The following is a 26,462-nucleotide window of genomic DNA, read 5'->3' as shown; positions in this document are numbered from 1 at the left end:
GCGGGCGGGTTACTTCCTCTCGCCCGCGTCCAGGTACTTCAACTTGCGGTCGGGGTCGAGGAAGCGCGCGTAGACCGCGTTCGGTCCCCCGCCCTTCACCACCACCGCGAGCGTGTGCTTGCCCGTGGGGACCGTCACGTCGAAGGCGTCGCGGTCCGGGCGCGTCTCCTTACCCGCCCCCCGACCGGTGCCGATTACCTTCCCGTCGAGCCGCACTTCGTAATCGGCCGTCGAGCCGATCAGCACCCGCGTCTTCAGTTCGCTCGACGCGGTCACTTCGGCCTCGACCACCGCGGGCGCGCCCTTCGTATCGGGGAGCACCACCCGGCCCGGCGCGCCGACCGCGTGCTTCGTGCCGTTCACCGTGACGTCGGTGACGAACGGGTTCGCCATCAGGTACCGCACGAGGTCGCGGAAGTCTTGAGGCGTCATGTTGTAGCCCAGGCCCTCGGGCATGAGCGACTTCTCGGCCACGCGGACCGGTTCGGCGAGATCCTCCTTCTTGATCTTCTTCAGCACCGCGTTTTCGAGTTTCAGCGTAATGGTCTTGTCGTCTTCTTCGGCCAGGAGGCCCGAGAACACGGTGTCGTCGGTTAGCCGGGCCGTGCGGAGGAAGTACGGCGCGCCGATCACGCGGTTCGGGTCGAGCACGTTACCGAGGATGTACTCGATGTCGCGCCCGGCGCCATCGAGCGGCGGGCCGACTTCGGCCCCTTTACCCTCGAACTTGTGGCACTTCCCGCAGGTATTCTCGAACACCTTGCGCCCGCGATCGAACGACGCTGGGGCCTCGTACAGCGATTCGCGCGTCTTGTCGATGAGCTTCGCGAGGTCGGCGGGCGTCGTCCGCGTGCGGCCCCACGCCTTTTCGATGAGCGCGTTCAGGTCTTTGTCGTTGAACGCCTGAATGCGGAGAATGGTGTTATCGGTCACTTCCGCGCGATCGATCTTCTTGTCGGCCATTGCGCCCAGCAGCGCGCGTGCCCACTCCTTGCGGGTCGCGAGCGTGTTGATGACGTCCGGGCGCACGGCCTTCGGGTAATCCTTCCAGCCGGCGAGCAGATCGCCCCCGAGCTTCGGGACATCGAACCCGGCCAGCGCGCGAGCAGCTTCGCTGCGCACCGTGTCGGACGTGTCTTTGCGGACGAGGTTCAGCAACAGCGCAACGGTTTCCGGCGCCCGGATCGACCCGAGTTGCCGCGCAGCTTCGGCCCGCACGTCGGCGGCGAGCCCGGTATTCGCCACGATCTCGACCGCTCGCTTGAGCGCGGCCGGGTCGCGGAAGACCACCGCGAGCTTGTTCGCCAGCGCGACGTGCTTGGCGTTGTTTTCTTTCGCGATCTCCGCTTGCAGCGCAGCCCACCCCTCGGGCGCGTTCACAGATTGTTTATCGAGCGCGAGCGCCAGCCCTTCGAGCGCTTTGGCGCGGGCGTCCGCGTCCTTCAGCTTCGTGACGAACTCGACGCACAACCGCAGGTCGCTCGGCTGCCCCGTGGCGACGAGCCGGCGCATCACCTTCGGCACGATCTGGTCACGCACGAACTCGTTCTTCGGCGCCTCTTCCGCGAGCCACACCAGTTCCTTCTCCGCGGGCGTGCTGGCCCCCTCCTTCTTCGCGATGACCCGCTCGTATGCGAGCCACACCAATTGCGGAATGACCGGGTCTTTCGCGTCCTCCTTGCGAGCCATCAGCGCGCGAAGGAGTGGGGTCACGTCGTGCTTTTCGGATAGGCGAATCGCGGCCGAGGCAAGTTCGCGACGAACATTTGGCGATACGAACTCGGTCAATTGGGCGAATACCTTAATGGTGTCGTCGGTCGCGAAACCTGACTCCCAGGTGGCACGAACCAAGTGTTCGGCTCGAACCGCGATTCGCTTCAAGTGCTCCTCATCTGTCTTAAATCCTTCGACACTTTCTTTGGTAAATGCTTCAACAGCGAGAACCATCCACATGAAGCGTAAGGATGAGCCCGCTTTTTCAACACTGTAGTGTTCCGATCTTATTACCTCTTGTTTGTCTGCTTGCGACTCACGAAGTAATCGCAGCGCAGTACGATAGAGGTAAGGATTAGAATCACACGCGAGAGCAGCCAACTCTACCACCGTCTTCTTGCTCAGATCCTCCGCCTTCTTCGTCTTCGTGCCCTTCAGTTGGATGCGGTAGACGCGGCCGCGTTCGTAGTCCCAGTCGTCGGGGTTCGTTTGGTGGCACGGGTTCTGGTCGTGCCAGTCGATGAGGTAGATGTCGCCGTTCGGCCCCCACTTCATGTTGATCGGCCGGAAGTTCTTGTCGCCGCTCACCAGGAAGTCGTCCCCGCGGCTCGCGGTGTACGTGCTGCCGTTGGGCTTCAGGACGTTCTGCTTGATGCTGCACCCGTGGATGCTGCCGAAGATCACGCTGTTCTGGAACCGCTTCGGCATGTGCGGTACGTCGAGCGAGATGAGGCCCGCGTGCGCCCAGCCCGATTCCTTGTGGAACGTGTGGTCACTGATCTCGTTGAGGTAGCCGTACACGTGCGGGTTGAAGCTCGCTCCCGCTTGGCGCTTGTAGACGCCGCCGGGAACGATGTGGTACAGGTGCGGGATCACGCAGCACGCGAGGATGAACTGCCCGTCCGTGTTGCGCCAGTCCATGCCCCAGGGGTTCGATGTGCCCTCCGCGAAGATCTCGAACTTCTTCAGCTTCGGGTGGTAGCGCCAGATGCCGCCGTTAATGCGGGCCTCCGGGCCGTCGAGCTGGTCGCCCGGCTTCACCGCGGAGTTCGTGAAGATGCCGTGCAGCCCGTACAGCCAGCCGTCCGGCCCCCACTGGAACGTGTTCAGCGTTTCGTGCGTGTCCTGGCTGCCGAAACCCTTCAGGAGCACGTCGAACTTCCCGGCCTTGTCGTCCTTGTTCTCGATGAACCACAGGTACGGCGCGGCCCCGACGAACACGCCGCCGTGTCCGACCTCGATGCCGGTACACAGGTCGAACGCGCCCAGCCCGGCCTTCTTTCGTTCCTCTGTAACTGGGAAGTCCTTGCCCTCGGCGAACACGGTGCGCTTGTCGCACACGCCGTCGCCGTCCGTGTCTTCGAGGATCACGATGCGGTCGCGCGGGGCTTTGCCCTTCGGCGTGCGCTTCGGGTACTCGAAGCACTCCACGACCCAGATCCGCCCCTTCTCGTCCACCGTGAACGCGACCGGGTTCACCACCTGCGGCTCGCCCGCGAACAGCTTCACCTCGAACTCGTCGGGCACTTTGATCTTCGCGACCGTTTCGTCCGGCTTGAGGTACGGCTGCCCCGAACCCTTCTGGTTATCGAACCCGAACTCTTTCTGAGCGTAGAGGTGTGCGGGAGGGGACAGGCCGCCGAGGGATACGAGTAACGTGAAGGCAAACGCGGGGGAGAGACGCGGCATGAGAGTCGTCCTTCTGACTTAAGGGAGCCGGAAGGATGATGGTATTCGGCCGCCGCGCGAGATGCAAAGAGAAGAACCTAACCCCCCAACCCCCTTCCCTAAAAAGGAAGGGGGAGCAGACCCAAAGGCGGTTTTAAGCCCCTCTCCGTTTAGGGGAGGGGTTGGGGAGGGGTTGTCCGCAGAACCTACCCCCCAGCCCCCTCCCTGAAGGGAAGGCGAGCAAAACCGAAAGCCGAAGACGGCATCATGTCTTCGGCTTTCGGGGAGGGATTGGGGAGAGGCTGGTCTTTACCGCTGCAATGAGGTCAGGATTTCGAGCATGATCCGGCCCTGGTCGGTCTCGCTCAGGTAGACCTTCTCGGTCTCGCCGTACTCGCGAATGTACGCGCTGATGACCTTCCGCAACTCGGTCACTTCGAGCCGCGTCACGTCGTACACCTTCAGCGCGGCGAACTTGGAGAGCAGGCGCTCGAGAATCCGCACGCGGTGCCGCGCGAGTGGGTCACTGATCCCCGACGCGGGCGGTTCACTGGGCACGCGCTGGGCCGGTATCGCGGTGATCCCGCTGCCGGAGCGCGACCCGGGGGTGGGGCCGGATATGGTTTTCAGCGTCCCGTGCGAGGTCGAGCCGGTGGCCGGCAGACCCGGGAACGCGCCACTCGTGTCCTTGGATGCCATCGGGATTGAGGGCGCGGAGTCGCGCAGGAACGAGGCCGTCGCGGGCTGGTCGAGCGCGTCCGGCGGGATCACCGCGATCGCGCGGAACCCGTTGGGCAGGCGCATGTCGAACAGCGTAATGCTGGTCATGACCGGGCCGACCGGTTCGGCGTGCGCCGCGATCCGGTCGAGCGTCGCGCGGACGTGCCCCTCGTCGCGGAACTTCACGCTCGTGGGGAGCCACTGCCCGTGCTCGCGGCGCGCGATCACCGTGCCGGGGCCGGTCACCATGACCTCGCGCACGCCCGGGTCGGCGAACAGCTCTTCGAGCGGCCCGAACCCCATTAATTCGGCGAGGGCTTCTTCGATCAGGCGGTCGCGGTCCGCTTTGGCAAATCCGCGGGCCTCTTGATCGGTAATCTGTTCGGCGTGCTGTCTAAGGCTTTGGCGCAGAAGCGATTGGGGCATCCGTTTGGACGAGCTCATATCGAGCCGGTCTTCGAGCTTCGACATGACCCGCTTCTTCACCGTTTCATACGAAGCGGGCGGCGCGAACCCGCTGGGGCGGTTCGGAGCGTGAGAGACGGGTCCGGACGGACGCTGCGGCAGCATAGCGGCAACTTCCTGAGACGGAATGCGGCGGTCTGAGCAACAACCAGCCTAGAACGGATTCCGGACACGGGTGGAACCGGGACAAAAAACCGCGCCCGAACCCCTGATCGGGTACTGTGAACGGATAATTCGCCCAAATCCCCCTCTTGACGTACCCGGAATCTTCGTTTAACGTTCGCTCTCAGTTCACTGAGTGCCCGCAGGACCGCACGCGGGCAGCTCCACACCGGCCGCACGGACTCGATTCGCACCCACGGATGGGCCGCTCCCCTTGCCGGTGAGTTGCCCCGACACCATGACGCGCTCCAGCGCCTCGCATCCGCACGCGGACCCGCTACCGGTCCATCCGACGTTTTTCGCCGGGCGCGACTCCGTTGTTATCGCGGCACCCGCGAAGCTCAATCTCTTTCTCGAAATCCTCCGCAAGCGCCCGGACGGGTACCACGACCTCGAATCACTGATGGTCGCGGTCGGCCTGTTCGACACGCTCGAGATGCGCGCCGCGCCGAACGGCGCAATCGCTCTCACCTGCGAACCCGCGACACTCTCATCCGGCACGGATAATCTCGTTCACAAGGCCGCGACCGCTCTGCGAACTCGCGCCAACCGGCCCGACCTCGGGGCCTCGATCCACCTCACGAAACGTATCCCCACTCAGGCCGGTTTGGGCGGCGGATCGAGCGACGCGGCGGCCGCACTCGTGGGCTTGAATCAAATTTGGAAATTGGCGCTGACACGCGAAGAACTTGTCGCTATTGCCGCGTTCATTGGTTCGGACGTGGCGTTCTTCCTCTCGCTCCCGGCCGCCTGGTGTACCGGGCGCGGGGACGTGACGACGCCGGAGTCGGCGGCGCTCGGAAGTGGGACGGATAGCGGTCCGTGTTTCGTGCTGGTGTTCCCGCCCGTGGGGATCAGCACGGTGGAAGTGTACAAGCGCCTGGCGGTCCCGAACGAGCCGGTGAGCGGGGACCGCGTGCGAGCGGCGTACCGGGCCCGCGACGCGGTCGCGCTGGGCCGGGCGATGTTCAACCGACTGGAAGAGCCGGCCTTCGTGATCGAGCCGATTGTGGACCGCATTCGGAAGCGATTGAGTCAATTGAACGCGGCCGGGGCGATGATGTCCGGGAGCGGATCAACGGTCTTCGCCCCCTGCCGCGACGCGCGTGAAGCTCAAAGTGTGGCCGCGGCCTTTACGGACTCGCGCCCGGCCGACGAACCCGAATCTCGCGTACTCGTAGTTCACGGTTTTACCCCCTGATCCCGCTGAAGGAGACGTGCGGTGGTCATCACGGAAGTTCGCATCAAGTTGTGTGAGGAGAACAACGAGCGGCTGCTCGCGTTCTGCTCGGTCACCTTCGACAACGCCTTCGTCGTCCGGGATTTGAAGGTCATCGAGGGGACCAAGGGCATCTTCGTTGCCATGCCGAGCCGCAAGCTCACCGACCGGTGCTGTCGGTGCAGCGGTAAGAACCACCTGCGGGCGCGGTTCTGTAACCAGTGCGGCACGCGGCTCGACGACCAGCGCGCGATGCGCGCGGTGGACGGCCGCGCGAAACTGCACGCGGACATCGCGCACCCGATCCACAGTGGCGCCCGCGAGCTGATCCAGTCGGCCGTCGTGGAGGCCTACGCCAAGGAAAAAGAGCGGTCGAAGCTGCCGGGCTACGTCTGCACCTACGACGAGTTCGACTACGACGACGATGTCCCCGTGAGCTACGGCGGCATGGTCACCGAGATGGGCAAGACCGTCAAAGCCCACGGCCCGCACGCGGCCCCGAAGGGCACGCACTTCCACAGCACCGACGCGCCGGCCCCCGCTGCCAAGAGCGGCCGGCCCGACGATTTCGCGTCCGGGATCGTGTAACGCGAAGGTGGAAAAGCCAAAAGCCCCGAGGTATGAACCTCGGGGCTTTCGCGTTCGAGTTGTGGTGAGGTCTACTATTCGACCTGGGTTGTGGAAGGCTCACGGCACTGCCGCCCGGAGGGGTAATTCCCCTTCAGTGGAACCACGACTCGCGGGGTTGTTCCAGTCCACTGAAGGGGAATTACCCCTCCGGGCGAAAGCAGTGCTGGAACAGCCTTCCTCAAGTCGCGTTCCCGGCCATTCGCTCGGCTGACGCAACATCAGCCTGGTGCAAAGCACCGAGCTAAACACACACCAACAACACTCACGCAGAGTACCCCGGCGCGCGCTCGCGTGCAATCACCGTTGCGAGATCGCGGCAGAACTTTCGCTCCGCTCTTTTCCTCTCATTCGTGAGAGGCGATCATGTCTTCAGCCATGCTCCACACGAACGACGATTTCCTGAACGCGATCCGGGCCGAACCGCACGAGCGCACGCTGCGCCTCCTCTACGCGGACTGGCTCGACGAGCACGAAGACCCGCGCGGCGAATTGATCCGCACCGAAGAGGAGATGCGGCAGGTGCCGGTGTTCGCGGACCGCTTCTGGGAACTGAAACCGCGCCGCAACGAACTCCGCACGACGGCCGGCACGGAATGGTGCGCGCTCATGAAGTACGGCACCGAGTGCGAACCGGTGTTCCGACACGGCATCCCGGACGGCTGGCGCGAGCGCTGGCGGCTGATCCGCGAGTTCACGGAACGCTGGTACCGCGTTCCGATGCCGGATATCGGCGGCCGACAGGCTGAGATTGCCGAAGCGGAAGCGCGATTGGGAAGGAAGTTGCCACCCTCAGTGCGGGAGTGGGTAGCGTTTGCACACGATGCAAACATGCGCCCCAACCATCCCATTTACCTACACGTTTTCCGCGAACTCTACGAAATGGAGAATGTCCCCGATCACCCGGCACTCTCATTGTTGCGTCAATATGAAGACGGTTACGCGTGGGCTGTACATCATAACACGCTTGACGATCCCGACCCACCAGTCCACGGATACGGCTTTGAATTCGAGAACGGAATGGCGACAACCTGTTCCCCAGACACCGAACGGAATCCGCTCGCTACCACGGTAACGGAATTCACCTTGGGAACAGCTCTCACGTACATGAAAGGACATGTCAGTGGAGATTGGGTTAGTACCACAAGCGCTGATCCGGCATCTGTACTTAACGAACTCGCTGCCACATTTCCCCCACCGACCCGATTCGGCCATTACAACATCTACGAGGCCGAGAACATCATGGTGCTGGCGAGTCCGGAGATTCGGAGATCAGGCACTTGGTTTGAAATGAGGATCTTCAAGCCATTAACTCGCGAACAAATGCCTGCATCACTCTGGAGGTATTCCAGTAATGGGCGGGCATCTCACCAACTAACGGAGCGCAGCATCCTACCACCTGCTGGACCAAACGACCCCATCCCATTCTAAACGCAGCGAATCACAAAATCGGACTTTACTGTCCACTTTCATCTGCTACACTTCCTTTGCACCCCGCAGAATCGCCCTCCCGCCGGTTCGCCTTTCCGCTTCGAGGTCGGCTCATGCTCCGACTCACTTTCTCGGCCGTTGTCGCGTGTGTCGTCGCGTCACCGGTAGCCGCGCAGATCGATGGCTTTGAACGCGAGCCGATCAACTACAAGACCGCACAGGCCGAGAACGCCGTGACCGCACTCCAAAAGCGGATCACGGCCGGTCAGGTGAAGCTCAAGTTCGCGGGCGACCACGGGTACCTCCCGTCACTGCTCAAAGAACTGAACGTGCCGCAATCGTCGCAGATTTTAGTCTTCTCCAAGACCAGCTTTCAGCGCGACCGGATCACGCCCAAAACGCCCCGCGCGCTTTACTTCAACGACGACGTTTACTTGGGCTTCTGCCTGCGCGGGGACGTGCTCGAACTGTCCGCGGTCGATACCAAACTCGGCACCGCGTTCTACACGCTCGACCAGGAGCCGGAACCGGACGGCAAAGTCGAGTTCCTCCGCCAGCGCGACAACTGCCTCACGTGCCACGCCTCTAACGCGACCGGCGGCGCGCCGGGGCACCTCGTGCGCTCCGTGTTCACCGACCGCGTCGGGATGCCGATCCTCAACGCGGGCACGTTCCGCACGAACCATTCCAGCCCCTTTTCGGAGCGCTGGGGCGGGTGGTACGTGACGGGCACGCACGGGAAGCAGACGCACATGGGCAACTGGGTCGTCGAGAACAAGAAAGACCCGGCGGCCGAAGGTAACGCGACCGGTCAGAACGTGACCGAACTGAAGACGCGGTTCACCGTTGCGAACTACCTCACCCCGCACAGTGACATCGTCGCGCTGATGGTCTACGAGCACCAAACAGAGGGGCACAACCGCCTCGCCCGCGCGCTGATCGGCACCAAACAAGCACTCCACTACGAAGAAACACTGAACAAGAACCTCGGCGAACCGGCCGGGCACAGGTGGGAGAGCGCCCAGCGCCGGATCGCGTCCGCGGGCGACGAATTGGCGAAGTACCTGCTGTTCAGCGGAGAGGCGAAACTGGAAGGCGCGATCGCGGGCACGTCGACGTTCGCGAAAGAGTTCGCGGACCGCGGGCCGTTCGACAAACAGGGCCGCTCGCTCCGTAAATTCGACCTCAAAACGCGCCTGTTCAAGTACCCGTGCAGCTACCTCATCTACTCTCGGGCCTTCGCCACGCTGCCCACCGAAGTGAAGGATCACACTCTGAAGCGCTTGCACGAAGTGTTGACGGAAAAGGACAAGTCGGAACCGTTCGCACACTTAACACCGGCCGACCGCAAGGCCGTACTCGAAATCCTCCGCGACACGCTCCCGGACCTGCCGGCCTACTGGAAGAAGTAGCGAAGCGCCGGCTATCCTCGCCCCGCGCGCTGACGCAATTCGCGAATCAAATGGGGGTGCGCCTCTTCACCGAAGTATCGCGTGAGGAAGTTGGCGAACCGGATGGCCTCGTCGGGTGTGAGAAAGCTGATCGACCACGGTGTGCAGGGGCGCGAGGTCCACCACCCGTCCTGGTCGAAGCCGTGATCGAGAAACCGCAGGAACCGTCCGCGGTCACTGGTAATAGCGTCTGGAATACCGCAAGCACGCAACTCCGACCCGTGCTGCTTCAAGAACTCATCCCACTCGTCACGTTTCCGTCGAAACGACATTGTTCACCCCACCAGTTCGCGCCTTCGCCACGAAGTGCCCCACGGCGGCGCGACACCAACCCAGTGCCAAAACGCTGCTGCGATCCGGCGCTGAATCTCGTTCTCCATGTCCGCGTCGCCCAACGCGCGATCGACGTGGTTCACCAATCCATCGGTACCAACCTCCAGCGCAACCCATTCACCGGTCGGTCTCTGAAGTAAATCAACACACCCGAACGACCCCAACAGCCCGGTCGCGTTAAGTGCGGCCCGTGCCACCGCGGTCGCGGCTTCGGGTGCTTCCCCCCCGCGCTCGTAACGCGCTCCGCGTGCGTGTGCCACCCACGGCGAGGTGGACGCATCGGTCGGGTATCGCCGGGCCATCCAGCCGAATGTCGTCCCGCCGGCGGCATAAATACGATACACCTCCGGGCGCTCGAGCCGCACGAATTCCTGCACCACGAACGGCACCGGCCACCACTTGGGCGGGGCCGCTTCGGTCAGCATCCGGTGCCCGCTCGCGCCACTCGCGGTGGGGAACTTCAAACACCACTCTGTTTCCGCGCGCGTCTCCCGGAACTGTTGGACTTCGTCCCACAAATCGAAGAGGCGCGTTTCGGGGATCGGTACGCGGGCGCGTGTGAAGACGTGAGCCAGTCGGCGCTTGTCGGCCGCAAGTCCAATCGCATCCAGTGGAACAAACGATTCGCAGCCCTTCGGGAGCGGAACCGCGTCCGTAAAGAGCAGGTAATTGAGCCGTCGCGGTTCGGGCGACACCTCCACCCACAGCGCGGCGGCGAGATCGCGTGCGAGCGGCTCGAACGCCCAGGCCCCGTCTCCGCCACACAGCACGCAATAATCGGAAGACGCCATGAACGTGTGCCACGTGATACCAGCGAGTGGGGAAACTTCTCCGAGTATAGGGCCGCTGACGGTGAGGTGGAAGCGTTCGGTGTTCGCGTTGGCACGCGGCGCGATCGCGGCTATTATCCAGCGACTTGCGGGGCGCCCCCTACGCAGCGAGAGTCGCTATGGTCGCGAGTTTGTTTGTCGGTGCCGTGCTGTGCGTGTCGGCCGAACCCGCTGCGCCGGGGATGACCGAGGCCCACCGCGACGCGCTCGCGCGCTTCGGCGCGGGCATCTGGAACCTGCGCCGCGAACGGCTCCTGACCGCCGCGAAGCAACTCGAAGCGGCCGCGAAGCAAGACCCGGACGCGATCGAGCCGCTCAAGGAACTCGCCAAACTCTACGCCCAACTCGGGCGCGACCCCGAAGCCATCCGCCTCGCGCGCAAGATCAGCGCCAGAGACCCCGACGACTGCGACACCGCCCTTCTTCTGGGGCGCTTGCTCTCCAACGCGGGCGAGTTACCCGAGGCGGTCGCGGCGGTGAGTCGCGCGTGCGGGAGCAAGGCAATCACCGAGCGCCCGGAGAAGGCCGTTCGCGCCTTCCGCGACCTCGCCACACTCAGCGAAAAGACTAAGGATCTCTCCACGGCCGAAGCCGCGCTCCGCAAAGCGGTGGGCCTCGTCACCGAGGGCCGCGCAACGGTCATCGCGATGGCCGCGTTCACGCCGAAGGAAGCCGACTCCGAGGCCGCCGAGTGCCTCGAACAATTGGGGCACCTGCTCGTGAAGCGCCGAAAGTTCGCTTCGGCGGTCGAAGCCTACACCGACGCGGCGAAGCTCTTCGCGGACCCCAAGAAGGCCGACGACGCGCTCAGTGCCGCACGACTAAACTGGAACCTTTCGGGCGCGCTTCAGGCGCAGGGCGAACCAGTGATTGCTCTCAAGCACCTCGAAGAGTTCCTCAAACTGCGGCCCCAAGCGCCGGAGCCGTACCAGCGCTACGCGAAGTTACTTCACGCCGCGAACCGCGACGACGACGTTGTACCCCAACTACGAAAACTGACCGAGCGCGACGAACGGAACCGCTCGCTCGTCGCGGTACTCGCTGCGGAGATGGCGAGCGACCCGGCTTCGCGGCGCGAGGCGGACGAACTGTTCAAGGCACTGACCGGCATCACGGCCGAGCCAAGAGTGATCGCCGTGATGGTGCGCTCGCACCTCGACACGCGCCGCGCCGGGGAGATCATCGCGGATCTCGATCGGTCGTTCGCACTCCTCGAAGAAAAGAAGAATGACAAGGCCGAAGCGCCGGTCACGGCCGAGGCGAAGGCGTTCGCGGCAGAGAAGGCGCGGGCCATCGCCGAAGCGTTCCAAAACGACCCGGACGGCGTTTCCGCGCTCCTGCGGGCCGCCGCCGAGGACCTCCGCGTCGGGACCAAGCGGACCCACGGCACCTACTACTTTCTGGGCACGCTCGCGAGCCAGCACCGCCGACTCGACCTCGCTGCGGCGCAGTACCGTCAGGCCGTACTTCGTGCCCCCAAAGAGTTGCAGGGTGAGGCGTACTCGGCACTCATCGACGTGCTGTGGTTCGCGGGGAAACCGGCCGAGGTAGAAACCGTGTGCCGCGACGGGTTGGACGCCCCGGGCGTTCAGATCGCCCCCGTCTTCTTCAACTACCACCTCGCGCGTGCCCTCGCCGAGCAGGGCAAGGCGATCGCGGCGATCGCCGCTGCGGATAAAGCTATTCAGCAGGCCGGCACCGAACGGCTCGCGGTCCGGTTGAGGAAACACCAGGTACTGCAAATTCTCGGCCAGTGGACCGACGCCATCGAGTACGGCAAGAAACTGTCCGAGGAGTTCGATTCGCCGACCGACCGACCGAAGGTGCGGTACGCACAAGCGGGGGCGTATTGGGGCGCGAAGAAGCCGCTCGAGGCGGAAGCCCTCCTGCGAGCGATCCTCGACGACGACGCGGACGCCGCCGGCGCGTGCAACGACCTGGGCTACCACCTCGCGGAACAGGGGCGCAATCTCGATGAAGCCGAGCGGCTCATCCGCCACGCGATCGAACTGGACCGCATCGAGCGCCGGAAGTCCGGTAGCGCGGAAGTGGAGAATGCCGCGTACCGCGACAGTTTGGGCTGGGTGCTATTCCGACAGGGCAAATTTGTGGACGCGAAAGCGGAACTGGAGAAGGCCCTGACGCTTGTCGGTGGGGACACGGACGCGACCGTATGGGACCACCTGGGCGACGTGCTGTTCCGGTTGAACGACAAGCCGAAGGCCAAGAGCGCCTGGGAAAAGGCTAGGGAACTGTACGAAGCGGACGTGCGGTTCTCGGCACGCGGAAAACGCGACGGCCGGCTCGACGAAGTGAAGCGGAAGTTGGCCCGCGTCCCGCAGTAATACCGGGGCGAAGCGTTGCGCCCAGAATTAGGAAAAAGCCCCGAGCGATTGCTTACACCCGGGGCGTTGCGGCAACTCACTCCGCGGGCGTGACGCCCAAGATGATGACGAAATTCGCGGCCAGTTCACCGGTCTTCGATCCCTTCACCTTCTCGAAGTCCACCGTGATCGCGGCGCGCTGTTTTTCGTTCCGCACGCCCTTCCAAATGCCGTCTTTCTCGTTGCCCGCCTCCCCCTTCACGTACAGTTGCGTGGTCAACAGTTCCTTCTTCCCCTGTTTGATCTTGAAGTGAATGTGCGGCGTGCGCCCGGGGTACGGAACCGGTTTGATGGTGCGGAAGTAATACTCGCCCGTCGTACCCGTCACGAACCGCCCGAACCCCTGGAAGTTCTTGTCCTGCTGTTCCTTCTTCCCCGCACTGTCGCCGGTGTGCAGGTACACGCCTTTGGCGTCACACTGCCAGATTTCCACCACCGCGTTCTTCAGCGGGTTCCCCTTCGCGTCGAGTACCTTGCCGGTGAGGTGCGTAATGTCGCCGACCGCGGGCGTGATCCCGTCGTTGATGACGAGGAGGTCGTTGTCGGTATCGAGCGGCAACTTGTTCGGGTAGAACGGCCCCTCGGTTTGGGCCGGGGTGCGGGTCAGTTCCTCGGCGAACGCGCCGCGCACGGTCCAGAACGGAGAGGTCGCCGCGACCGCGGCGGACGCCAGGAACAACCGGCGGTTCGGCAGGTGCAACGGGCTGCTCATCGGAAACCTCCTTACGAATATGGGACCAGTTGGCAGTGTAACTCGACCACCGGGGAAAATACAGCAGGCACTCAAAAGAGCGCTCCGGCCGCACGAACCGAGTCTCGCCCGCACCACCATTCTGCTATTCCACCGGGCTCCCGAGTTTGATCCCGATTTCTTCCATTCAGCCACAATTCAAGTGTGAGGCCACCCACGCGCGATCTTTCGTCGCTCGCGGCCCGTATCAAGTGAACCAAACACGGGACGGTTTTGTCGTAACGTTGGTGAGCAACTGTGGCCGGCACCGCCCACGCGGACCGGCGGTAGTTTGCAGGCGTGGGGCTCAAACGAAGTCGGCGAATGAAGGGGCGCCTTGCGATGACGTGCAGGAATCGGGATCGTGGCGAAGTAGCGGTTCCCACCGGAGCGTGACGTAATAAAATGCCGCAACGGGTCTGAAGCTCAACGGTCGAGCAGGGTGCTCATAACACCTTGGAAGTGGGTTCGACTCCCACCGGACCCACTGACCGAAAACCCTATCGACCAAAGCATTTACGCTTACTCCGAGGCGGTCTCGGACGTGGTCGGAATCATCAGGAAATGGCGTAGTCTTACGCCACAACTCCAGGTGTCCGATGCCACGACCTGTCAACGCCGTTCCCGCCTACCAGCAGCACAAAGCCAGCGGCCAAGCCTATGTCCGCGTCACCACCGGTGGAGTTCGCCGGGTGATTTATCTGGGTAAGTACGACACGCCCGAGAGTCGGGCTGAGTACCGGCGCGTCATCGCAGAACTCGAAATCACCGGTCCTGCCTCTGTCGCTACCCGGCCAGATGAGCGCGATACGACCATCAACGAACTGCTCTTAGCCTACCTAACTCATGCGGCCGTCTACTACCGTGATCCGGACGGGAACCCGACCTCTGAAGTCGATCAGGTGAAACGGTCCGTCACCCCGCTGCGCGAGCTGTACGGACACCAATCCGCTGCTCGGTTCACGCCAATGGCCCTTGAAACAGTTCGCCAGCGGATGATCGACTCTGATCTCTGTCGGAAGCTCATCAACAAACGAATTGACCGCGTCCGGCGGGTATTCAAGTGGGGAGTATCGAAGGGGATCGTACCGGTGGGGGTGTACGAGGCTCTGCGGACACTTACTGGCCTACGGGCCGGGCGAACTTCGGCCCGTGAGCGCGATCCTGTGAAACCGGCCGATCCGGTTCATGTCGCTGCCACCCTACCCTTTCTAAACCGCCACGCTGCAGCAATGGTCGAGTTACAACGGCTGACGGGCATGCGCCCGGGTGAAGTATGCAAACTTAAGCTCGGGGAAGTAGACTGCTCGGGCGACCTGTGGCTCTATACTCCGGGTCGGCACAAGACCGCTCACCACGGTAAGGAACGCGTGATTCCACTCGGTCCCAAAGCCCAAGAAGTCATCGTCGGATTTCTCGTCGGTGGGAAGCTGCCACCGAACGGGCTCGCCCACGTCGATCTGAATGACTCGGGCCAACGCGGTGGCCGCCTAATGATGGCGGACGTGTATCAGAAAGTTGGCAGAGAGGGGGACGCGGCATTGCTCCGAGACACGGCCCGGTCCGTCGTGCTCGTGGCTGGTTGCGTGGTCGATCCGCGTGCCCCACTGTTCAGCCCAAAAGAGGCTCGGGAAGAACGTTACCGGGCGATGCGGACCACGCGCAAGAGTAAGGTTCCACCGTCCCAAATGAATAGGCGCGCAACCAGTCCGAAACGCCCCCCGACGGTTTCATTCAATCCGGTCGGGTATGCGAAGGCGGTGGCGCGAGCGTCGCGCCGTGCGGGCGCTCCTCACTGGCACCCAAACCAGTTGCGCCATTTGCTCGCGACCGAGGTGCGCAAAACCTTTGGGCTTGAGGCGGCTCAAGTGGTGCTCGGACATTCCAACGCAGCCATCACGCAGGTTTACGCGGAACGCGACCTGACTAGGGCACTGATGGTGGCACAGCAAATCGGGTGAGTCGATCATCACGGGACGGCATGGCCCTATCCACGCCGTCCCACATTGTTTCTTTGCGTGAAAGAGCAAACTTCCCGTGTCTCAACGAATCGACAGCTGCTTACAACTTAAGCGCACGCAGCCCGATTTCATCTCTATCAGGCCGCCAAGTTGAGTAGATACTCCACGACGGCCTGTAATTCCGGCTCGCTTGGAGCGTCGTCCGGCGCGAACGCAGTCGGCCGTTGTTTAGCGATACCGTAACTCACAGCTCAGCCCAGCGATTTTCGATCCGACGATCGCAAACGGATACGAGATGACGCCCTCGAGCGGCCGGCGCACATGATACATGGAGAGCGCCGCGAGAATCAGGAGGCCAGCTATGGGAGAGAGGGCTGCCAAACAGTTCGGGCGGGCAATCCGGGCCGTAGGGAATGTCAACTCGGATCGCGTATCCGACGGGCAACTGCTCCGCCGGTACGCCGACGAGGGCAATCAGGCGGCGTTCGCGACCCTGTTCCACCGGCACGCCGGCATGGTCCTCGGGGTGTGCCGCCGGAGCCTGCCCACGGCACAAGACGCCGAGGATGCGTGCCAAGCGACCTTCCTAGTGCTCGCGGCGAAGGCAAAGGCCGGACGATGGCAGGCGTCGGTCGCCAACTGGCTATATACCACTGCGCGGCGAGTGGCTCGCAATGCTCGCGTGGCCACCGGCCGGCGGACGCGGCGCGAGGCCGTGGCTGCCCAGGCGACCGTTTCGGGAGTAGTGGATCCCCTCGATGCCATGACCGGCCGGGAATTGCTGGCAATCTTGGACGAGGAGATCGGCAATCTGCCGCCCCGGTACCGAGGGGCGCTCGTGCTCTGCTATCTAGAGGGGCTCTCCCGGGACGAGGCCGCAGCTCGGCTCGGAATTCCGGTCGGGACCCTCAAGACGCGGCTGGAGAGGGGACGCCGGCGACTGAGTGATGCCCTCTCCAGCCGCGGCTGTGCCCTAGGATCCTGCCTCTTGGCCCTCACCGCCGTTTCCTCGGTAACGGCATCTGCGCGCGCGCTTGACGCCACAATAGCCGCACTTGCCGGAAGCCCTCCGGTGGCAGTGGCCGCACTCGTCTCGGGAGCCTCTGTGAACAGTTCAAAGTACGCCGCTCTATTCGTCGTGCTAGCGGTTGCTGGTGCGTTGGTGACCGCTTTGGCGGCGGGGATTGCTGCAGGGCCGCCAGTCGCCGAACCGGTGGCCAAGGGACCGCCGGAGCCCGGTCGGCCAATAGGTGGTCTCCGTTTAGGTCCGAAACTCGACGACGTGGAATTGATCAAGATCCTACACAAGCGGTGGGAAAATCAGCAAGCGGCCATAACGAATGTCCACTTCAAGGCCAGGTTATTCCGTTACACGGACAGCGACCCGGTGAATCTCACCGGCGCGGACTTCGATAAGCTCGTCGCGGGTGCGGCGAAAAACGAGAAACTGCACGACGGCCTGTTCGGCCGCCTCCCAAAGGCAGGGTGGGCGGGCGGCAACGCGGGCTGGCCGGTAGAGGTGTGGGTGGATCGGGATCGGGTTCGCAACGACTGGCTGGCGACATTCGACGAAGGGGCGAAGCCGACGAAAATGACGGTCTTGGACGGCCCGAACGAAATCCGGTATGAGAGCAAACTCGGACAGGCGACGATTTACCCTAATCCCTCAGGCGTCGAGGTAATCGATGCCCGACATCTCGTCTGGTTGCCGCGTGGGATGTCGTTGAACCCGAAAACGGTTCGAGTCGCGGCCCGGTCCGACGACGTGGTCACGCTGGCGGACGAGTACAAATCGATCACGGCCGACCCGAAGACGGGGTTCGTCTGGAGCTGCGTCGCATTCGACCGGAGCAAGAGGGGACCCATCTATCGGGTGTTCCAGTGCCAGCCGACCGAGTTGCACGGCGGTGTGTACGTGCCCCGGGTTACAGGCACAATGCAACTGACCCCAGACGGAGCGGTGACCATATGCGACCTTTTAGTCGTCGAGAGTGTCGAAGCCAACGTGGAGGCCGGTGCCGAGCGATTCCGAGTCACTGTTCCACTCGATACCACGATCGTAGATTTCCGCAAGGACCGCAAGAACTCCCGCATCACGTTCGCCGCGCGTGACTCGGCCGATGTCATCAGGGAGGCCGAGCGCATGCCAGCATCCGACAATTGATCCACTGCAGAACACGACCTCATCGGTACGAATACGAGTTTCAACATCGCCCTTCAGCCTTCGCTCGGCTGAGGTTAGTCGGGCGGCGAATCGGGCTGACAACAAGTGTGACTCAGCATGGCGGCGGACCGGAGCCGAAGCAAGGCTGCCTCGGCCAGGCGGCCGCCGTTGTGCAGTGGGTGACAGCCAGATCAGCCTCGCGTCTCGGTGATAAGGGCGATTTCGCACGCCACGAGCCCGCAGTCGATTGCCACGGCCATCGGCATCGCTAGCGCCAGCGGTGAGCCAGTCAGAAGGGCGATCGAGTTTGCACAGTGCCACACACTCAGGAACAATAGCGCCGCGCCCGACGCGCCGGCCAACCCGCCGACGCGCCGCTGCCCGGCGCGCCATTTCTCGCCCGCGACTTTTGCCAGCGTCAGCACGATCACCGGCACAGCTAACCCCATCAGCCAACCCGGCCACGCAACTGGCGAGTGCTGAGCGTTTGCGTACCCGTTTAGCCCTGCCGACAGCGCCGACATGAACCCCACTCCAAACCGCGCCCAAATCCGCACAGTTGGCCGTCCGGCCGCGTGCCGCGATGACTTCGGCGCGGACGTCTTGAGTCTCCGCGTCGGCTGTCGCTTCGGCTTGTTCGGCTGGTGGATACCGTTGGCACTCGGCTCGAGAATCTCGATTCGACCGTCCACTTCCACTCTCCTGTATGCAGGGAATTGACTCGAGAGGAACCGGCCCAATGCGGGCCGGCCCTTAGACTGCAAACTGTCAATTCAAGCCGCTTTCGCTGCCGCGACCGGAGCAGATTGCGAGTCAACGGCTTCGGTCTGGGAGATGTCAAACACGGTCCCCATTACGAACCCGGCGCGCTGCCCGCCATCGGCCCGCCCCTCGTTCGCGGGTTGGCTTTCAGTCACGACAGGTGTCGTGGCGTCCTTGCGAGAAGTGGGAACCCAAATCATCAGCCCGCGTTCGCCCCGCTGGATCCGGCGTCCGTGTGCCAGCCATTGACGGAACCCGCCAACCATCGAAGCCGTCGGGAGTTGGGCGAACACGAGACACGAGTTATGAGTCGAGAGAGCGCGGCCCTCGCACGTCACGATCGCGCCGACTCGCGCCACCAGTGCGGCACGCTCGTCGTCGGTAAGTGCGGCAATGCGGTTCGCCAATTCGGTGAACCGGGCGCGCCGTTCGGTCGCCGCCGCTTTTTGTTCTGCGGATGGATGCCGTCTCATGGTGAGTCCTCTTCGCTGTGGAAATCGCGCCCGCACGTCCGGCCGCGACCAGCGCCCCCGCGCACGGGGGCGGTAGTCGGGGCCGCAATGTCAGGCGAGCATCTCCCCGGCGTCGATTGCCTGGAGCATAGCGCGGAGGTTATTACGATGGACTTGCGCGAGGCGCACGTAACGCTCGACGGGTTGGCCGTCCAAACCTTCGGCTTCCGCGATGTACTTTGCGCGCTCGGCGAACGGCTTCGCGAGGTCGCGGCGCGCTAGTTCGAGCCGCAAGCAGCGGGATAGCAACGGAGAAGCGTCGTCGTAGTCCTCGAACAGCGCCTCTTGCCCCTCACAAGTGGCTGTGAAGACGATTGCGACATGACGGGGAATGCGTTCGAGCAGAACCAGTAACTGCCGGATGACGGGCTTGCGGAGCGCGTGCGCTTCGTTGATCAGATACGCGCGGCCCGCTTTCTCACCCCACCCGCGTGCCGACATCTCGCGCTCCAGTTCCTGGAGGTCCGAGACGTTCAGCGCACCTGCGTCCAGTTCGGTAACGAAGAACTCGTCCGCGACCTCGGCCGCGATGAGGCGGGCAATCGTTGTCTTGCCGGTTCCCGACTGACCCGAAATCCAGAATGCCCGACCGGCCAGCCCGCTGCGATTGGCGAGTGCTTGAAGCCGCAAGACGGCTTTGTCCTGCCCGACCACTTCGGCCCACTGCTTAGGCCGGTACTTGTCCGCGAGTTGCACCCTTATTTCCCCCTTGTTTGGTCACCGTTTGGCCCGTCTTTCGGCCCTGTCCGGGACGTGCTTGCGGCCTGTTGGGTAATCGTTTCGGGACGGCTTCCCGTGTCCGTTGGTGGCGCGCCGTGCGCCGGTTCGGAGGGAGCGGCCCCTTTACTCAGGGCAAGTGTCAACAAGCGGAGTTGACGTGCTGTCAGGTTTGAGCCACCACGGGGTGGGGCGAATGGGACTCCGAATGGACATAACCCCGCTTCGCCGCACGGACCGCTTGGCAGCGGCTGCCAGCGAGACAGAGGAATTGGGAATCGGATGGACCCGGGCCACGCAGGGTGCATAACCCAATCAGCCGTAGATCACAAAAACGGGAGGGGTGAAAGAAGGGTGGACCAATGCTAATCGCCCACAGTTACAGGTATTTTTCGCTCAACGAACCTATGATCCGATTGAAAGGCGGTTAATGTAAAGTTATCGCCAGCAACTTGTCAAACGACGAAAACTCGCTGCAACAGTGACAGCATTCGACGGGAATGTTGCTGGATGTTTCAACAGGCAGTGACATGGGGTTTCGACCACCGAAAGGCGTTCGCCCGCCGCAGTTGGAGGGAAAACGCACCGGCCGCCCGAAGGGCTCACAGAGCTACGCGAAGGCGTGGGCCGACGTAATTTGGGGCTACGCACACCGCGAAGAAGAGAGGGCGTCGCCGCCGAGTACGGCCGCGTTCTTCTGGTGGGGATTTGCGAGCCGATATCCCGATGAAGTAAGGGAGTGGCTTGAAGCGTGCGACCAGATCTGAATGGAGGCGCGATTTATGGACGCTTGCAGGTCGATTCGAGGAAAGCCGTGAGCGGGTCGAACGGCGTGAACGCCTGCGGATCGTCAATCGGAGCACTCGGCCCGCAACCGCATGGGCGAGCGCTCAGCGACGACGCTCGGCCGCGGCGACGAGTTGGGCCAGGAGTGGGTTGAGCATGAGAAGCGTTTCGCGATCCGCGGCTACGAGCAGCGCGTCGAGCAACTCACGGGCGCGGTTGCTGAGGATCGCGAGGGTGTCAGGGGAAGCGGTCGTTGGCATCAAATCATGAGTCGTTGTACCGAGGGCAGTTGCGAGTCGTGCTACGAGGTCGATGCCCGGTGACACGGTCCCATTTTCCAGTCGCCAGACATAACTCGCCGTGACGTGCGCGTTCCGGCCTAACTCCGCCTGTGACATTCCACGAGAGGTTCTCAATTCGCGAAGACGCGAAGCGAACAGCAACACTACCTCGTCTTGCTTGATCCGCTTCTTCGGCCGTTTTGCCATAAAGAACACCCACGCCCATGATCGTCACGGGGTAGGAGCTCCACGACTCCACTAAAGGCGCTGTACAACTCCTTTTTTGGTTCTAGGGTTACTCTGCGGGGGCAATAAATTCGGAACTTCGCTCTACCACCGAGAGTGAACCGGTGGGCCAACGGTGCCAAATGGCTGAGGATCGCATAATTCCGCGCCGCCACGTTGACCGCGCGCCTCACCAACCAACTACGACAGCCAAACCGTTAGCAGTTAACGACGCTGGCGCCGAGCGCCCGGCGCGAATGACTTTGGCCATTGCCGTCGTGTTTGCCGTCGTGTTCGTTGGCGGCTTCTACGGCTTCCAAAACGTTCAGCGAGCGACGCTCAAAGAAACCGTTGCTCGACCTGCTGTTGAACCGGACAAGCAGGTCAAAGATTCAGGTACCGAGCAAGAGGATGTTCAGGACTTCATTAGCGAGGTTTTGGGAAAAGATGCTAGGGAGAGGGGTAGTGGGAAGGACTCCGATGGTGCCGCAAAACGCTCTCCACTCGAAGCCGATGTGCTTTTCGCTCGCAGCTCACCCGCGGTTGTTCAGGTGATCACTCACGATCGGCAATGGCGCGCCAGCGGCACGGGCTCCGGTTTCTTGGTAGGCACACAACGCCTGATCGCCACGAACTATCACGTCGTCGCAAAGGCTTATTCGGCGCACATCGTTCTCCCAGACAAAACCAAAGTAGCGGTGGTGGGCGTGGCGGCGTTCGACAGGGATGCCGACCTTGCCCTCCTCGCGCTGGTGGGCCAAGTCGATGCGTCCCCCTTAGAACTTGCCGAAGGTGGGCTTCCGGCCGTTGGTGCGAAGGTGTACGCCATTGGGAATCCCCTCGGCCTCGCCAACACCCTCAGCGACGGTCTTGTTAGTGGACATCGGCAAATCGATCGCATCACCGAGATTCAGACGACAGCGCCGATCAGCCCGGGGTCGAGTGGCGGCCCGTTGCTCGCGGCCGACGGAAAAGTCGTCGACGTGACGACCGCTACGTTCAGAAGCGGCCAGAACTTGAACTTTGCAGTTCCCGCATCATCCGTCGCGCATCTTCTGCTTCAGTGGAACGCCAAAAAGGAACTAACACAATTTCCGCTGGTTCAGCAACCAGACACGAGTGTACTCATCAAAAGCGGCTTTAATTGGATGAAGCAGCAAGACTACGATAAGGCCATCAAGGATTTCAACGCGGCCATCCAACTTGACCCGCGCTCCGCTCTCGCTTACTGCAATCGGGGCCTCGCTTGGCACGCCAAGAAGGACTACGATCAGGCGATCAGCGACTTTAATGACGCCATTCGCCTTGCTCCTGATGACGCTCATCGTTACTGCTACCGCGGGCACTCCTGGGAGAAAAAGAAGCACTACGAGAAGGCTATCGCGGACTACAGCACGGCCATCAGATTGGATCCGAGCGTCGCGGATTTCTACTTCAACCGCGGCCACGCTTGGGAAGGAAAAAAAGGCTACGACGAGGCCATTCGAGACTATACCGCGGCCATCCGGCTCAATCCGAATGAAGCTTTCTACTACTTTCTTCGGGGGAGCGTTTGGTCAGACAAGGGGGAGTACGACAAAGCAATAAGTGATTACGACGAGGCTATCCGGCTCGATCCTAATGTCGCCTCCTACTACTCGTTTCGTGGCAATGCGTGGTATGCCAAAAAGGACTATGCCAAGGCAAAGAAGGATCGCGATGAGGCACGCCGCCTCGATCCGAAGTAGTGCGAATGCACCTTCCGTCGTGCAATCGCGCAATGAATCTGCTGACATCGTTCCGTAGCCGGGCGGCTGTAAACTCATTGTTGGGACGGCCGGAGTAGCTACCGGCTGGCTCGCTCGGCAATCGTCTTTTGCTGTTTCGAGATGGTTGCCGGGCGGGCGTGCCCATCTAGGAACAGCAGATGTCCAACTCATTTGATCCCACTCACTTGGTGAGTGAATTTTTGCAAGCGATTGGCCCGAACTTAGACCAAATTCCTCCTCCATTCGATCTACCTGAACGAGGTCGCTGCCCAACAATACCGCTGTCTTTTGGGCTACTCGGCAAGCTCGCGCAACTCAGCGAAGTGGAAGAGGCGGTCACCAATCGCTTCATCGCCCGCCACGAGGAGATCATCCAAGAGTTCACCTCCCGCGGGCTCTCCAACTCGACCGCACGCGATGCAACGCTGCGCCAACTCTGGCTGGAGGAAGAACAGGAACGCTCAACAACACGAGAACGATGGTACTGCGGGCTGTCCGTCGAGGAGCGCTATGCCTTCAACCGGCAATGTCTCACCCGTTCCGGGCCGTTATTCGCACAGCTAATCCCGGAGGGGATCCCTTCCCACCAACACGGAGCCTGCGCGCGATTGGCTCTCGAAGTGGCGGAACTTGCCAGACGACACAGGAAAAGACGCAGTGCGATTGAAACCTCCCTGTACGATCGTGGCCTGGCCCGTCGAACGGTCTCGTCTGGCGACGTGAAGCATGTCAACGACAATAAGCAGCCCATCTTGTCTGGCGCCCTGAAACGCGCCGATGACGATAAGGAAAATGCCATCTCACGACTCATCGAGCGTTGGTGGCGCGAGATGAGTCATGACGAACCCACCACTTCCAAACCCATGCCCCCGTCCGAGGCGCCACCACCGAGCGAATTTCCTGAATGGGACGACACCGAAAGAGTGTTACGGTTCCGCGGCCAGGAATGTAAACGGTTTAAGAAAACAGCACCTCACCAAGTGAAAGTGCTCAACGCCTTTCAAGAAGAGGGCTGGCCCAACGCAATCAGTGATCCGCTTCCGAAGGGCAAACTTGCGAAAACAATAGAGTCTCTGAACATGCGTCTTCAGCATATCAAGTTCTCTCTCAACGGGGCTGCGGACGGCATCCTCTGGCAGCCACTTTGATCGCGGGTGCATCGCGGGTGCATCGCGGGTGGATCGGTCGGCTTGCATCTCAAAAGATACCTCGCGTCCGGTTACTCAACGCGCGAGGCATAACATGACGAGCACCTCTTCGACACCGCCACTGAACGGCGAGCTCCTAATTCCCCTGTCACAAGCTGCAAAACGTTATCCGGGGCACCGCGGAGCAACACGGTTACACCCTGCCACCCTAACACGCTGGATCCTCAAGGGGGTGAAGGGTCTGAACGGCACGCGGGTGAAGCTGGAAGCCCTTCGGGTCGGTTGCCGCTGGCTCACTTCGGAAGCGGCCCTTCAGCGCTTCACAGAGTCTCTCAGCGAAGGCGAAGGCTCTGCCCCCCTCCGCTCGCCCTCAGCGCGGCAGGTTATGAGCGAGCGCGCTGCGGCAGAGCTGGAGGCTATGGGGGCTTAACCGAATCGCGGCTCGAAGTCGTCGGAGCGTTACTGGCAAACCCGAGCCGCTCCATGCCCCTGAAACTCCGCGAGCCGACCTGTCGGGGTCGACTCGCGAATGGTGTGACAGCGGGCGATTACCTTGGATTAACAAATGAATCATACCACATCTTATGCGATCCTCAAGCGCGGATGGCCTTGGGATGAGATGGAGCTCGCAAATCAGCGATTCGAAGACGCCAAGCGCCGCGAGTGGAAAGCGCGCATCGGCGAACAACGCAGTGAGTTGGATGAAGCTATTTCCGAACTCAACGAAGCAATGGCTGAACGCCAGAAGTTGCGCGATCAGTTGACCGATCTCGTCATTGGTGGCCTGCGAATCGCTCTTGAGGAGCAGCCCGAGTTCCTTGCTGCGAAGCTCGCGGAAATACCAATTTTGGCCACGCTACTGAAGGATGTTGCCCAAATTGCGACGGCAGTCGCAAATCTAGAGCCCCTTCTTCCCGGAGGGTCACGATGAGCGCGCTTGATGAGGCCCGCAGCAAACGAGTTCGATCCTCACGCCTCGAAACTTCACCTACTCAAATTAACGGCCCTCTTGTTCGAGACGCAACTGCTAAATGGCCACGCCCGATGGCACCAGCGGCGTACCGCGGTCTCGTTGGCCGGTTCGTCCGTGCGGTTTCGGAGTCGAGCGAGGCCGACCCGGTCGCTCTTCTCGTTCAGTTTTTATTGTTTGTTGGGAGCGCGATCGGACGCACTATGTACGCCACGGTTGAGGGCGACCGGCACTATCTAAATGAGTTCGCCGTTCTCGTTGGACAATCGGCCAAAGCTCGCAAAGGCACTTCATGGTCACGGGTGAAGAAAATCGCGCAACTCACTGACTTTCATTGGTCCGATAAATGTGTTCAGTCCGGGCTATCCAGTAGCGAAGGTTTGATTTGGCAGGTGCGAGACCCGACCGAAAAATCAGAGAGGGTCAAGGAACGAGGCCAAGCACCACGATATGAAATGGTACAAACGGACCTGGGGATCGGGGACAAACGTCTCTTTGTTCTGGAGTCAGAGTTCGCCAGCGTACTGAAGCAGACAGAGCGACAAGGAAACACGCTTTCGGCCGTGTTGCGACAAGCTTGGGAGACGGGCACTCTCCGGAGCATGACAAAGACCAGCCCTGGTCAAGCGACGGATGCGCACGTTTCTATTGTCGGGCACATCACAAGAGAAGAATTGTGCCGGTACCTCACAGCTACGGAAAGCGCGAACGGCTTCGGCAATCGCTTTCTTTGGCTTCTTGTCAAACGATCAAAACTCCTTCCCAATGGCGGTACTGTCAACCAAGCAGAGCTTGCTGAAGTCGCCCGTGAGGTGAGCGAGGCAATACGCTTTGCCAACGCGGTCGGAGAAGTATGCCGTGATAACGAGGCCAACGATCTATGGCGTGAAGTGTACCCGATACTTTCTCGTGATCGGTATGGGCTAGCTGGCCACCTGACCGCACGGGCCGAAGCTCACACCCTTCGACTGAGCCTTATTTACGCCGCCCTCGACCGATCGTCGGCCGTTCGGGCCGAACACTTGAGGGCGGCCCTGGCGGTATGGGATTATGCCGACGAGTCGGTGCAGTGCCTGTTCGGTGACTCAACCGGCAACCCACTGGCTGACACGATCCTCGCGCTGCTACGTGAGTCAACGACCGGCCTGACGAGAACCGAAATTCGCGACAAGGTCGGTAAGAATATGGCAGCCGAGCGGATCGAGAACGCACTTGGCCTTCTCTCAGGGCAAAGCCTCGCACGGGTTGAGCATCATGACACGAGCGGCCGTCCTGCGGAGCGCTGGTGCACTTCCGGGGTTAGTCGCGTCTGAACATCTTGGTGGCGCTCATCCCTTCTCCGCTGCGTGACCGGGCGAAGAAGGGAAAGAGTGGAGAAAAGGGAACGAATACCACTTAATTCCCTTTTCTCCCTTTTCTCCCATTACTGTAACCGAGTCACCGTGTTCACTCACT

At 62.0% G+C, this 26,462-nt stretch carries 21 protein-coding genes, 1 tRNA gene and 1 pseudogene; 13 read left to right on the top strand and 10 right to left on the bottom strand.

What is annotated here, in order from left to right; genetic code table 11:
- Positions 1 to 9: 9 nt before the first annotated feature.
- On the bottom strand, positions 10 to 3,402 hold the full coding sequence (locus J8F10_RS30245) for a PVC-type heme-binding CxxCH protein (protein ID WP_210660240.1): 3,393 nt from the start codon (positions 3,400 to 3,402) through the stop codon (positions 10 to 12).
- A 288-nt stretch (positions 3,403 to 3,690) separates the two neighbouring features.
- On the bottom strand, positions 3,691 to 4,572 hold the full coding sequence (locus J8F10_RS30240; protein ID WP_210660239.1) for a hypothetical protein: 882 nt from the start codon (positions 4,570 to 4,572) through the stop codon (positions 3,691 to 3,693).
- 394 nt (positions 4,573 to 4,966) lie between these two features.
- Here J8F10_RS30240 and ispE point away from each other — a divergent pair, with 394 nt between their 5' ends.
- From ispE to J8F10_RS30220, 4 genes are all read left to right on the top strand, one after another.
- Positions 4,967 to 5,929: a 4-(cytidine 5'-diphospho)-2-C-methyl-D-erythritol kinase gene (ispE, locus tag J8F10_RS30235; RefSeq protein WP_210660238.1), complete on the top strand. Its 963-nt coding sequence runs from the start codon at positions 4,967 to 4,969 to the stop codon at positions 5,927 to 5,929.
- 21 nt (positions 5,930 to 5,950) lie between these two features.
- On the top strand, positions 5,951 to 6,535 hold the full coding sequence (locus J8F10_RS30230) for a SpoVG family protein (RefSeq protein WP_210660236.1): 585 nt from the start codon (positions 5,951 to 5,953) through the stop codon (positions 6,533 to 6,535).
- 405 nt (positions 6,536 to 6,940) lie between these two features.
- A complete protein-coding gene (locus J8F10_RS30225) occupies positions 6,941 to 8,005 on the top strand; it encodes a TIGR02996 domain-containing protein (protein WP_210660234.1) in 1,065 nt (354 codons plus the stop codon).
- A 113-nt stretch (positions 8,006 to 8,118) separates the two neighbouring features.
- Positions 8,119 to 9,417, top strand: coding sequence for a hypothetical protein (locus J8F10_RS30220; RefSeq protein ID WP_210660232.1), 1,299 nt, complete (start codon positions 8,119 to 8,121; stop codon positions 9,415 to 9,417).
- Positions 9,418 to 9,428: 11 nt separating this feature from the next.
- Here J8F10_RS30220 and J8F10_RS30215 read toward each other — a convergent pair whose 3' ends face one another.
- Together J8F10_RS30215 and J8F10_RS30210 are read right to left on the bottom strand one after the other, a co-directional pair.
- Positions 9,429 to 9,728 (bottom strand): hypothetical protein, encoded by a 300-nt coding sequence (locus J8F10_RS30215; RefSeq protein ID WP_210660230.1) that lies wholly within the window; start codon positions 9,726 to 9,728, stop codon positions 9,429 to 9,431.
- Positions 9,729 to 9,731: 3 nt separating this feature from the next.
- Complete coding sequence (locus tag J8F10_RS30210; RefSeq protein ID WP_210660228.1) at positions 9,732 to 10,580, bottom strand: hypothetical protein; 849 nt, start codon at positions 10,578 to 10,580, stop codon at positions 9,732 to 9,734.
- A 158-nt stretch (positions 10,581 to 10,738) separates the two neighbouring features.
- On the opposite strand from J8F10_RS30210, the gene J8F10_RS30205 reads away from it, so the two are divergent.
- Entirely contained in the window at positions 10,739 to 12,964 is a 2,226-nt protein-coding gene (locus tag J8F10_RS30205; protein ID WP_210660226.1) for a tetratricopeptide repeat protein, read from the top strand.
- Between the two features lie 76 nt (positions 12,965 to 13,040).
- Here J8F10_RS30205 and J8F10_RS30200 read toward each other — a convergent pair whose 3' ends face one another.
- The gene (locus tag J8F10_RS30200) at positions 13,041 to 13,715 is read right to left on the bottom strand and encodes a dioxygenase family protein (protein ID WP_210660224.1); all 675 of its coding nucleotides are present in this window, start codon (positions 13,713 to 13,715) and stop codon (positions 13,041 to 13,043) included.
- Between the two features lie 433 nt (positions 13,716 to 14,148).
- Here J8F10_RS30200 and J8F10_RS30195 point away from each other — a divergent pair.
- The 3 genes from J8F10_RS30195 to J8F10_RS30185 all read left to right on the top strand — a co-directional run bounded on the left by J8F10_RS30195 (position 14,149) and on the right by J8F10_RS30185 (position 17,858).
- A tRNA-Ile gene (locus J8F10_RS30195) sits at positions 14,149 to 14,220 on the top strand.
- A 112-nt stretch (positions 14,221 to 14,332) separates the two neighbouring features.
- Positions 14,333 to 15,694, top strand: coding sequence for a tyrosine-type recombinase/integrase (locus J8F10_RS30190; RefSeq protein ID WP_210660222.1), 1,362 nt, complete (start codon positions 14,333 to 14,335; stop codon positions 15,692 to 15,694).
- A gap of 328 nt (positions 15,695 to 16,022) precedes the next feature.
- The gene (locus tag J8F10_RS30185; RefSeq protein WP_210660220.1) at positions 16,023 to 17,858 is read left to right on the top strand and encodes an RNA polymerase sigma factor; all 1,836 of its coding nucleotides are present in this window, start codon (positions 16,023 to 16,025) and stop codon (positions 17,856 to 17,858) included.
- A 191-nt stretch (positions 17,859 to 18,049) separates the two neighbouring features.
- Here the strand turns inward: J8F10_RS30185 and J8F10_RS30180 are convergent, their stop codons facing one another.
- From J8F10_RS30180 to J8F10_RS40980, 5 genes and pseudogenes are all read right to left on the bottom strand, one after another.
- A complete protein-coding gene (locus J8F10_RS30180) occupies positions 18,050 to 18,382 on the bottom strand; it encodes a hypothetical protein (RefSeq protein WP_210660217.1) in 333 nt (110 codons plus the stop codon).
- Between the two features lie 249 nt (positions 18,383 to 18,631).
- On the bottom strand, positions 18,632 to 19,093 hold the full coding sequence (locus tag J8F10_RS30175) for a hypothetical protein (RefSeq protein WP_210660215.1): 462 nt from the start codon (positions 19,091 to 19,093) through the stop codon (positions 18,632 to 18,634).
- Positions 19,094 to 19,183: 90 nt separating this feature from the next.
- The gene (locus J8F10_RS30170) at positions 19,184 to 19,828 is read right to left on the bottom strand and encodes an AAA family ATPase (RefSeq protein WP_210660213.1); all 645 of its coding nucleotides are present in this window, start codon (positions 19,826 to 19,828) and stop codon (positions 19,184 to 19,186) included.
- Positions 19,829 to 20,739: 911 nt separating this feature from the next.
- Positions 20,740 to 20,895 (bottom strand): hypothetical protein, encoded by a 156-nt coding sequence (locus tag J8F10_RS39390; RefSeq protein WP_246523661.1) that lies wholly within the window; start codon positions 20,893 to 20,895, stop codon positions 20,740 to 20,742.
- A gap of 9 nt (positions 20,896 to 20,904) precedes the next feature.
- Positions 20,905 to 21,123 (bottom strand): annotated as a pseudogene (locus J8F10_RS40980) (helix-turn-helix domain-containing protein); the annotation flags it as partial.
- Positions 21,124 to 21,398: 275 nt separating this feature from the next.
- Between J8F10_RS40980 and J8F10_RS30160 the strand changes: the two are divergent.
- From J8F10_RS30160 to J8F10_RS30140, 5 genes are all read left to right on the top strand, one after another.
- On the top strand, positions 21,399 to 22,868 hold the full coding sequence (locus tag J8F10_RS30160) for a tetratricopeptide repeat protein (protein WP_210660209.1): 1,470 nt from the start codon (positions 21,399 to 21,401) through the stop codon (positions 22,866 to 22,868).
- 179 nt (positions 22,869 to 23,047) lie between these two features.
- Positions 23,048 to 24,037: a hypothetical protein gene (locus J8F10_RS30155; RefSeq protein WP_210660207.1), complete on the top strand. Its 990-nt coding sequence runs from the start codon at positions 23,048 to 23,050 to the stop codon at positions 24,035 to 24,037.
- A gap of 94 nt (positions 24,038 to 24,131) precedes the next feature.
- Complete coding sequence (locus tag J8F10_RS40975; RefSeq protein WP_210660205.1) at positions 24,132 to 24,467, top strand: DUF1580 domain-containing protein; 336 nt, start codon at positions 24,132 to 24,134, stop codon at positions 24,465 to 24,467.
- 135 nt (positions 24,468 to 24,602) lie between these two features.
- Entirely contained in the window at positions 24,603 to 24,968 is a 366-nt protein-coding gene (locus tag J8F10_RS30145) for a hypothetical protein (RefSeq protein ID WP_210660204.1), read from the top strand.
- A complete protein-coding gene (locus tag J8F10_RS30140; RefSeq protein WP_210660203.1) occupies positions 24,965 to 26,320 on the top strand; it encodes a hypothetical protein in 1,356 nt (451 codons plus the stop codon). The genes J8F10_RS30145 and J8F10_RS30140 overlap by 4 nt, the downstream gene beginning before the upstream one ends.
- The last annotated feature ends 142 nt before the right edge of the window (positions 26,321 to 26,462 follow it).

Source organism: Gemmata palustris (assembly GCF_017939745.1).
GTDB classification, from domain to species: Bacteria; Planctomycetota; Planctomycetia; order Gemmatales; family Gemmataceae; genus Gemmata; species Gemmata palustris.
The sequence above is the reverse complement of the archived record's forward strand: the minus strand, read 5'-3'. Positions and strand labels throughout refer to the sequence as shown.

Coding starts and splice junctions, on each gene's coding strand:
- J8F10_RS30245 (WP_210660240.1), bottom strand. CDS start 3,402: ATGCCGCGTCTCTCCCCCGCGTTTGCCTTCACGTTACTCGTATCCCTC.
- J8F10_RS30240 (WP_210660239.1), bottom strand. CDS start 4,572: ATGTCGAAGCTCGAAGACCGGCTCGATATGAGCTCGTCCAAACGGATG.
- ispE (WP_210660238.1), top strand. CDS start 4,967: ATGACGCGCTCCAGCGCCTCGCATCCGCACGCGGACCCGCTACCGGTC.
- J8F10_RS30225 (WP_210660234.1), top strand. CDS start 6,941: ATGTCTTCAGCCATGCTCCACACGAACGACGATTTCCTGAACGCGATC.
- J8F10_RS30220 (WP_210660232.1), top strand. CDS start 8,119: ATGCTCCGACTCACTTTCTCGGCCGTTGTCGCGTGTGTCGTCGCGTCA.
- J8F10_RS30215 (WP_210660230.1), bottom strand. CDS start 9,728: ATGTCGTTTCGACGGAAACGTGACGAGTGGGATGAGTTCTTGAAGCAG.
- J8F10_RS30210 (WP_210660228.1), bottom strand. CDS start 10,580: ATGGCGTCTTCCGATTATTGCGTGCTGTGTGGCGGAGACGGGGCCTGG.
- J8F10_RS30205 (WP_210660226.1), top strand. CDS start 10,739: ATGGTCGCGAGTTTGTTTGTCGGTGCCGTGCTGTGCGTGTCGGCCGAA.
- J8F10_RS30200 (WP_210660224.1), bottom strand. CDS start 13,715: ATGAGCAGCCCGTTGCACCTGCCGAACCGCCGGTTGTTCCTGGCGTCC.
- J8F10_RS30190 (WP_210660222.1), top strand. CDS start 14,333: ATGCCACGACCTGTCAACGCCGTTCCCGCCTACCAGCAGCACAAAGCC.
- J8F10_RS30185 (WP_210660220.1), top strand. CDS start 16,023: ATGGAGAGCGCCGCGAGAATCAGGAGGCCAGCTATGGGAGAGAGGGCT.
- J8F10_RS30180 (WP_210660217.1), bottom strand. CDS start 18,382: ATGTCGGCGCTGTCGGCAGGGCTAAACGGGTACGCAAACGCTCAGCAC.
- J8F10_RS30175 (WP_210660215.1), bottom strand. CDS start 19,093: ATGAGACGGCATCCATCCGCAGAACAAAAAGCGGCGGCGACCGAACGG.
- J8F10_RS39390 (WP_246523661.1), bottom strand. CDS start 20,895: ATGCCAACGACCGCTTCCCCTGACACCCTCGCGATCCTCAGCAACCGC.
- J8F10_RS30160 (WP_210660209.1), top strand. CDS start 21,399: ATGACTTTGGCCATTGCCGTCGTGTTTGCCGTCGTGTTCGTTGGCGGC.
- J8F10_RS30155 (WP_210660207.1), top strand. CDS start 23,048: ATGTCCAACTCATTTGATCCCACTCACTTGGTGAGTGAATTTTTGCAA.
- J8F10_RS40975 (WP_210660205.1), top strand. CDS start 24,132: ATGACGAGCACCTCTTCGACACCGCCACTGAACGGCGAGCTCCTAATT.
- J8F10_RS30145 (WP_210660204.1), top strand. CDS start 24,603: ATGAATCATACCACATCTTATGCGATCCTCAAGCGCGGATGGCCTTGG.
- J8F10_RS30140 (WP_210660203.1), top strand. CDS start 24,965: ATGAGCGCGCTTGATGAGGCCCGCAGCAAACGAGTTCGATCCTCACGC.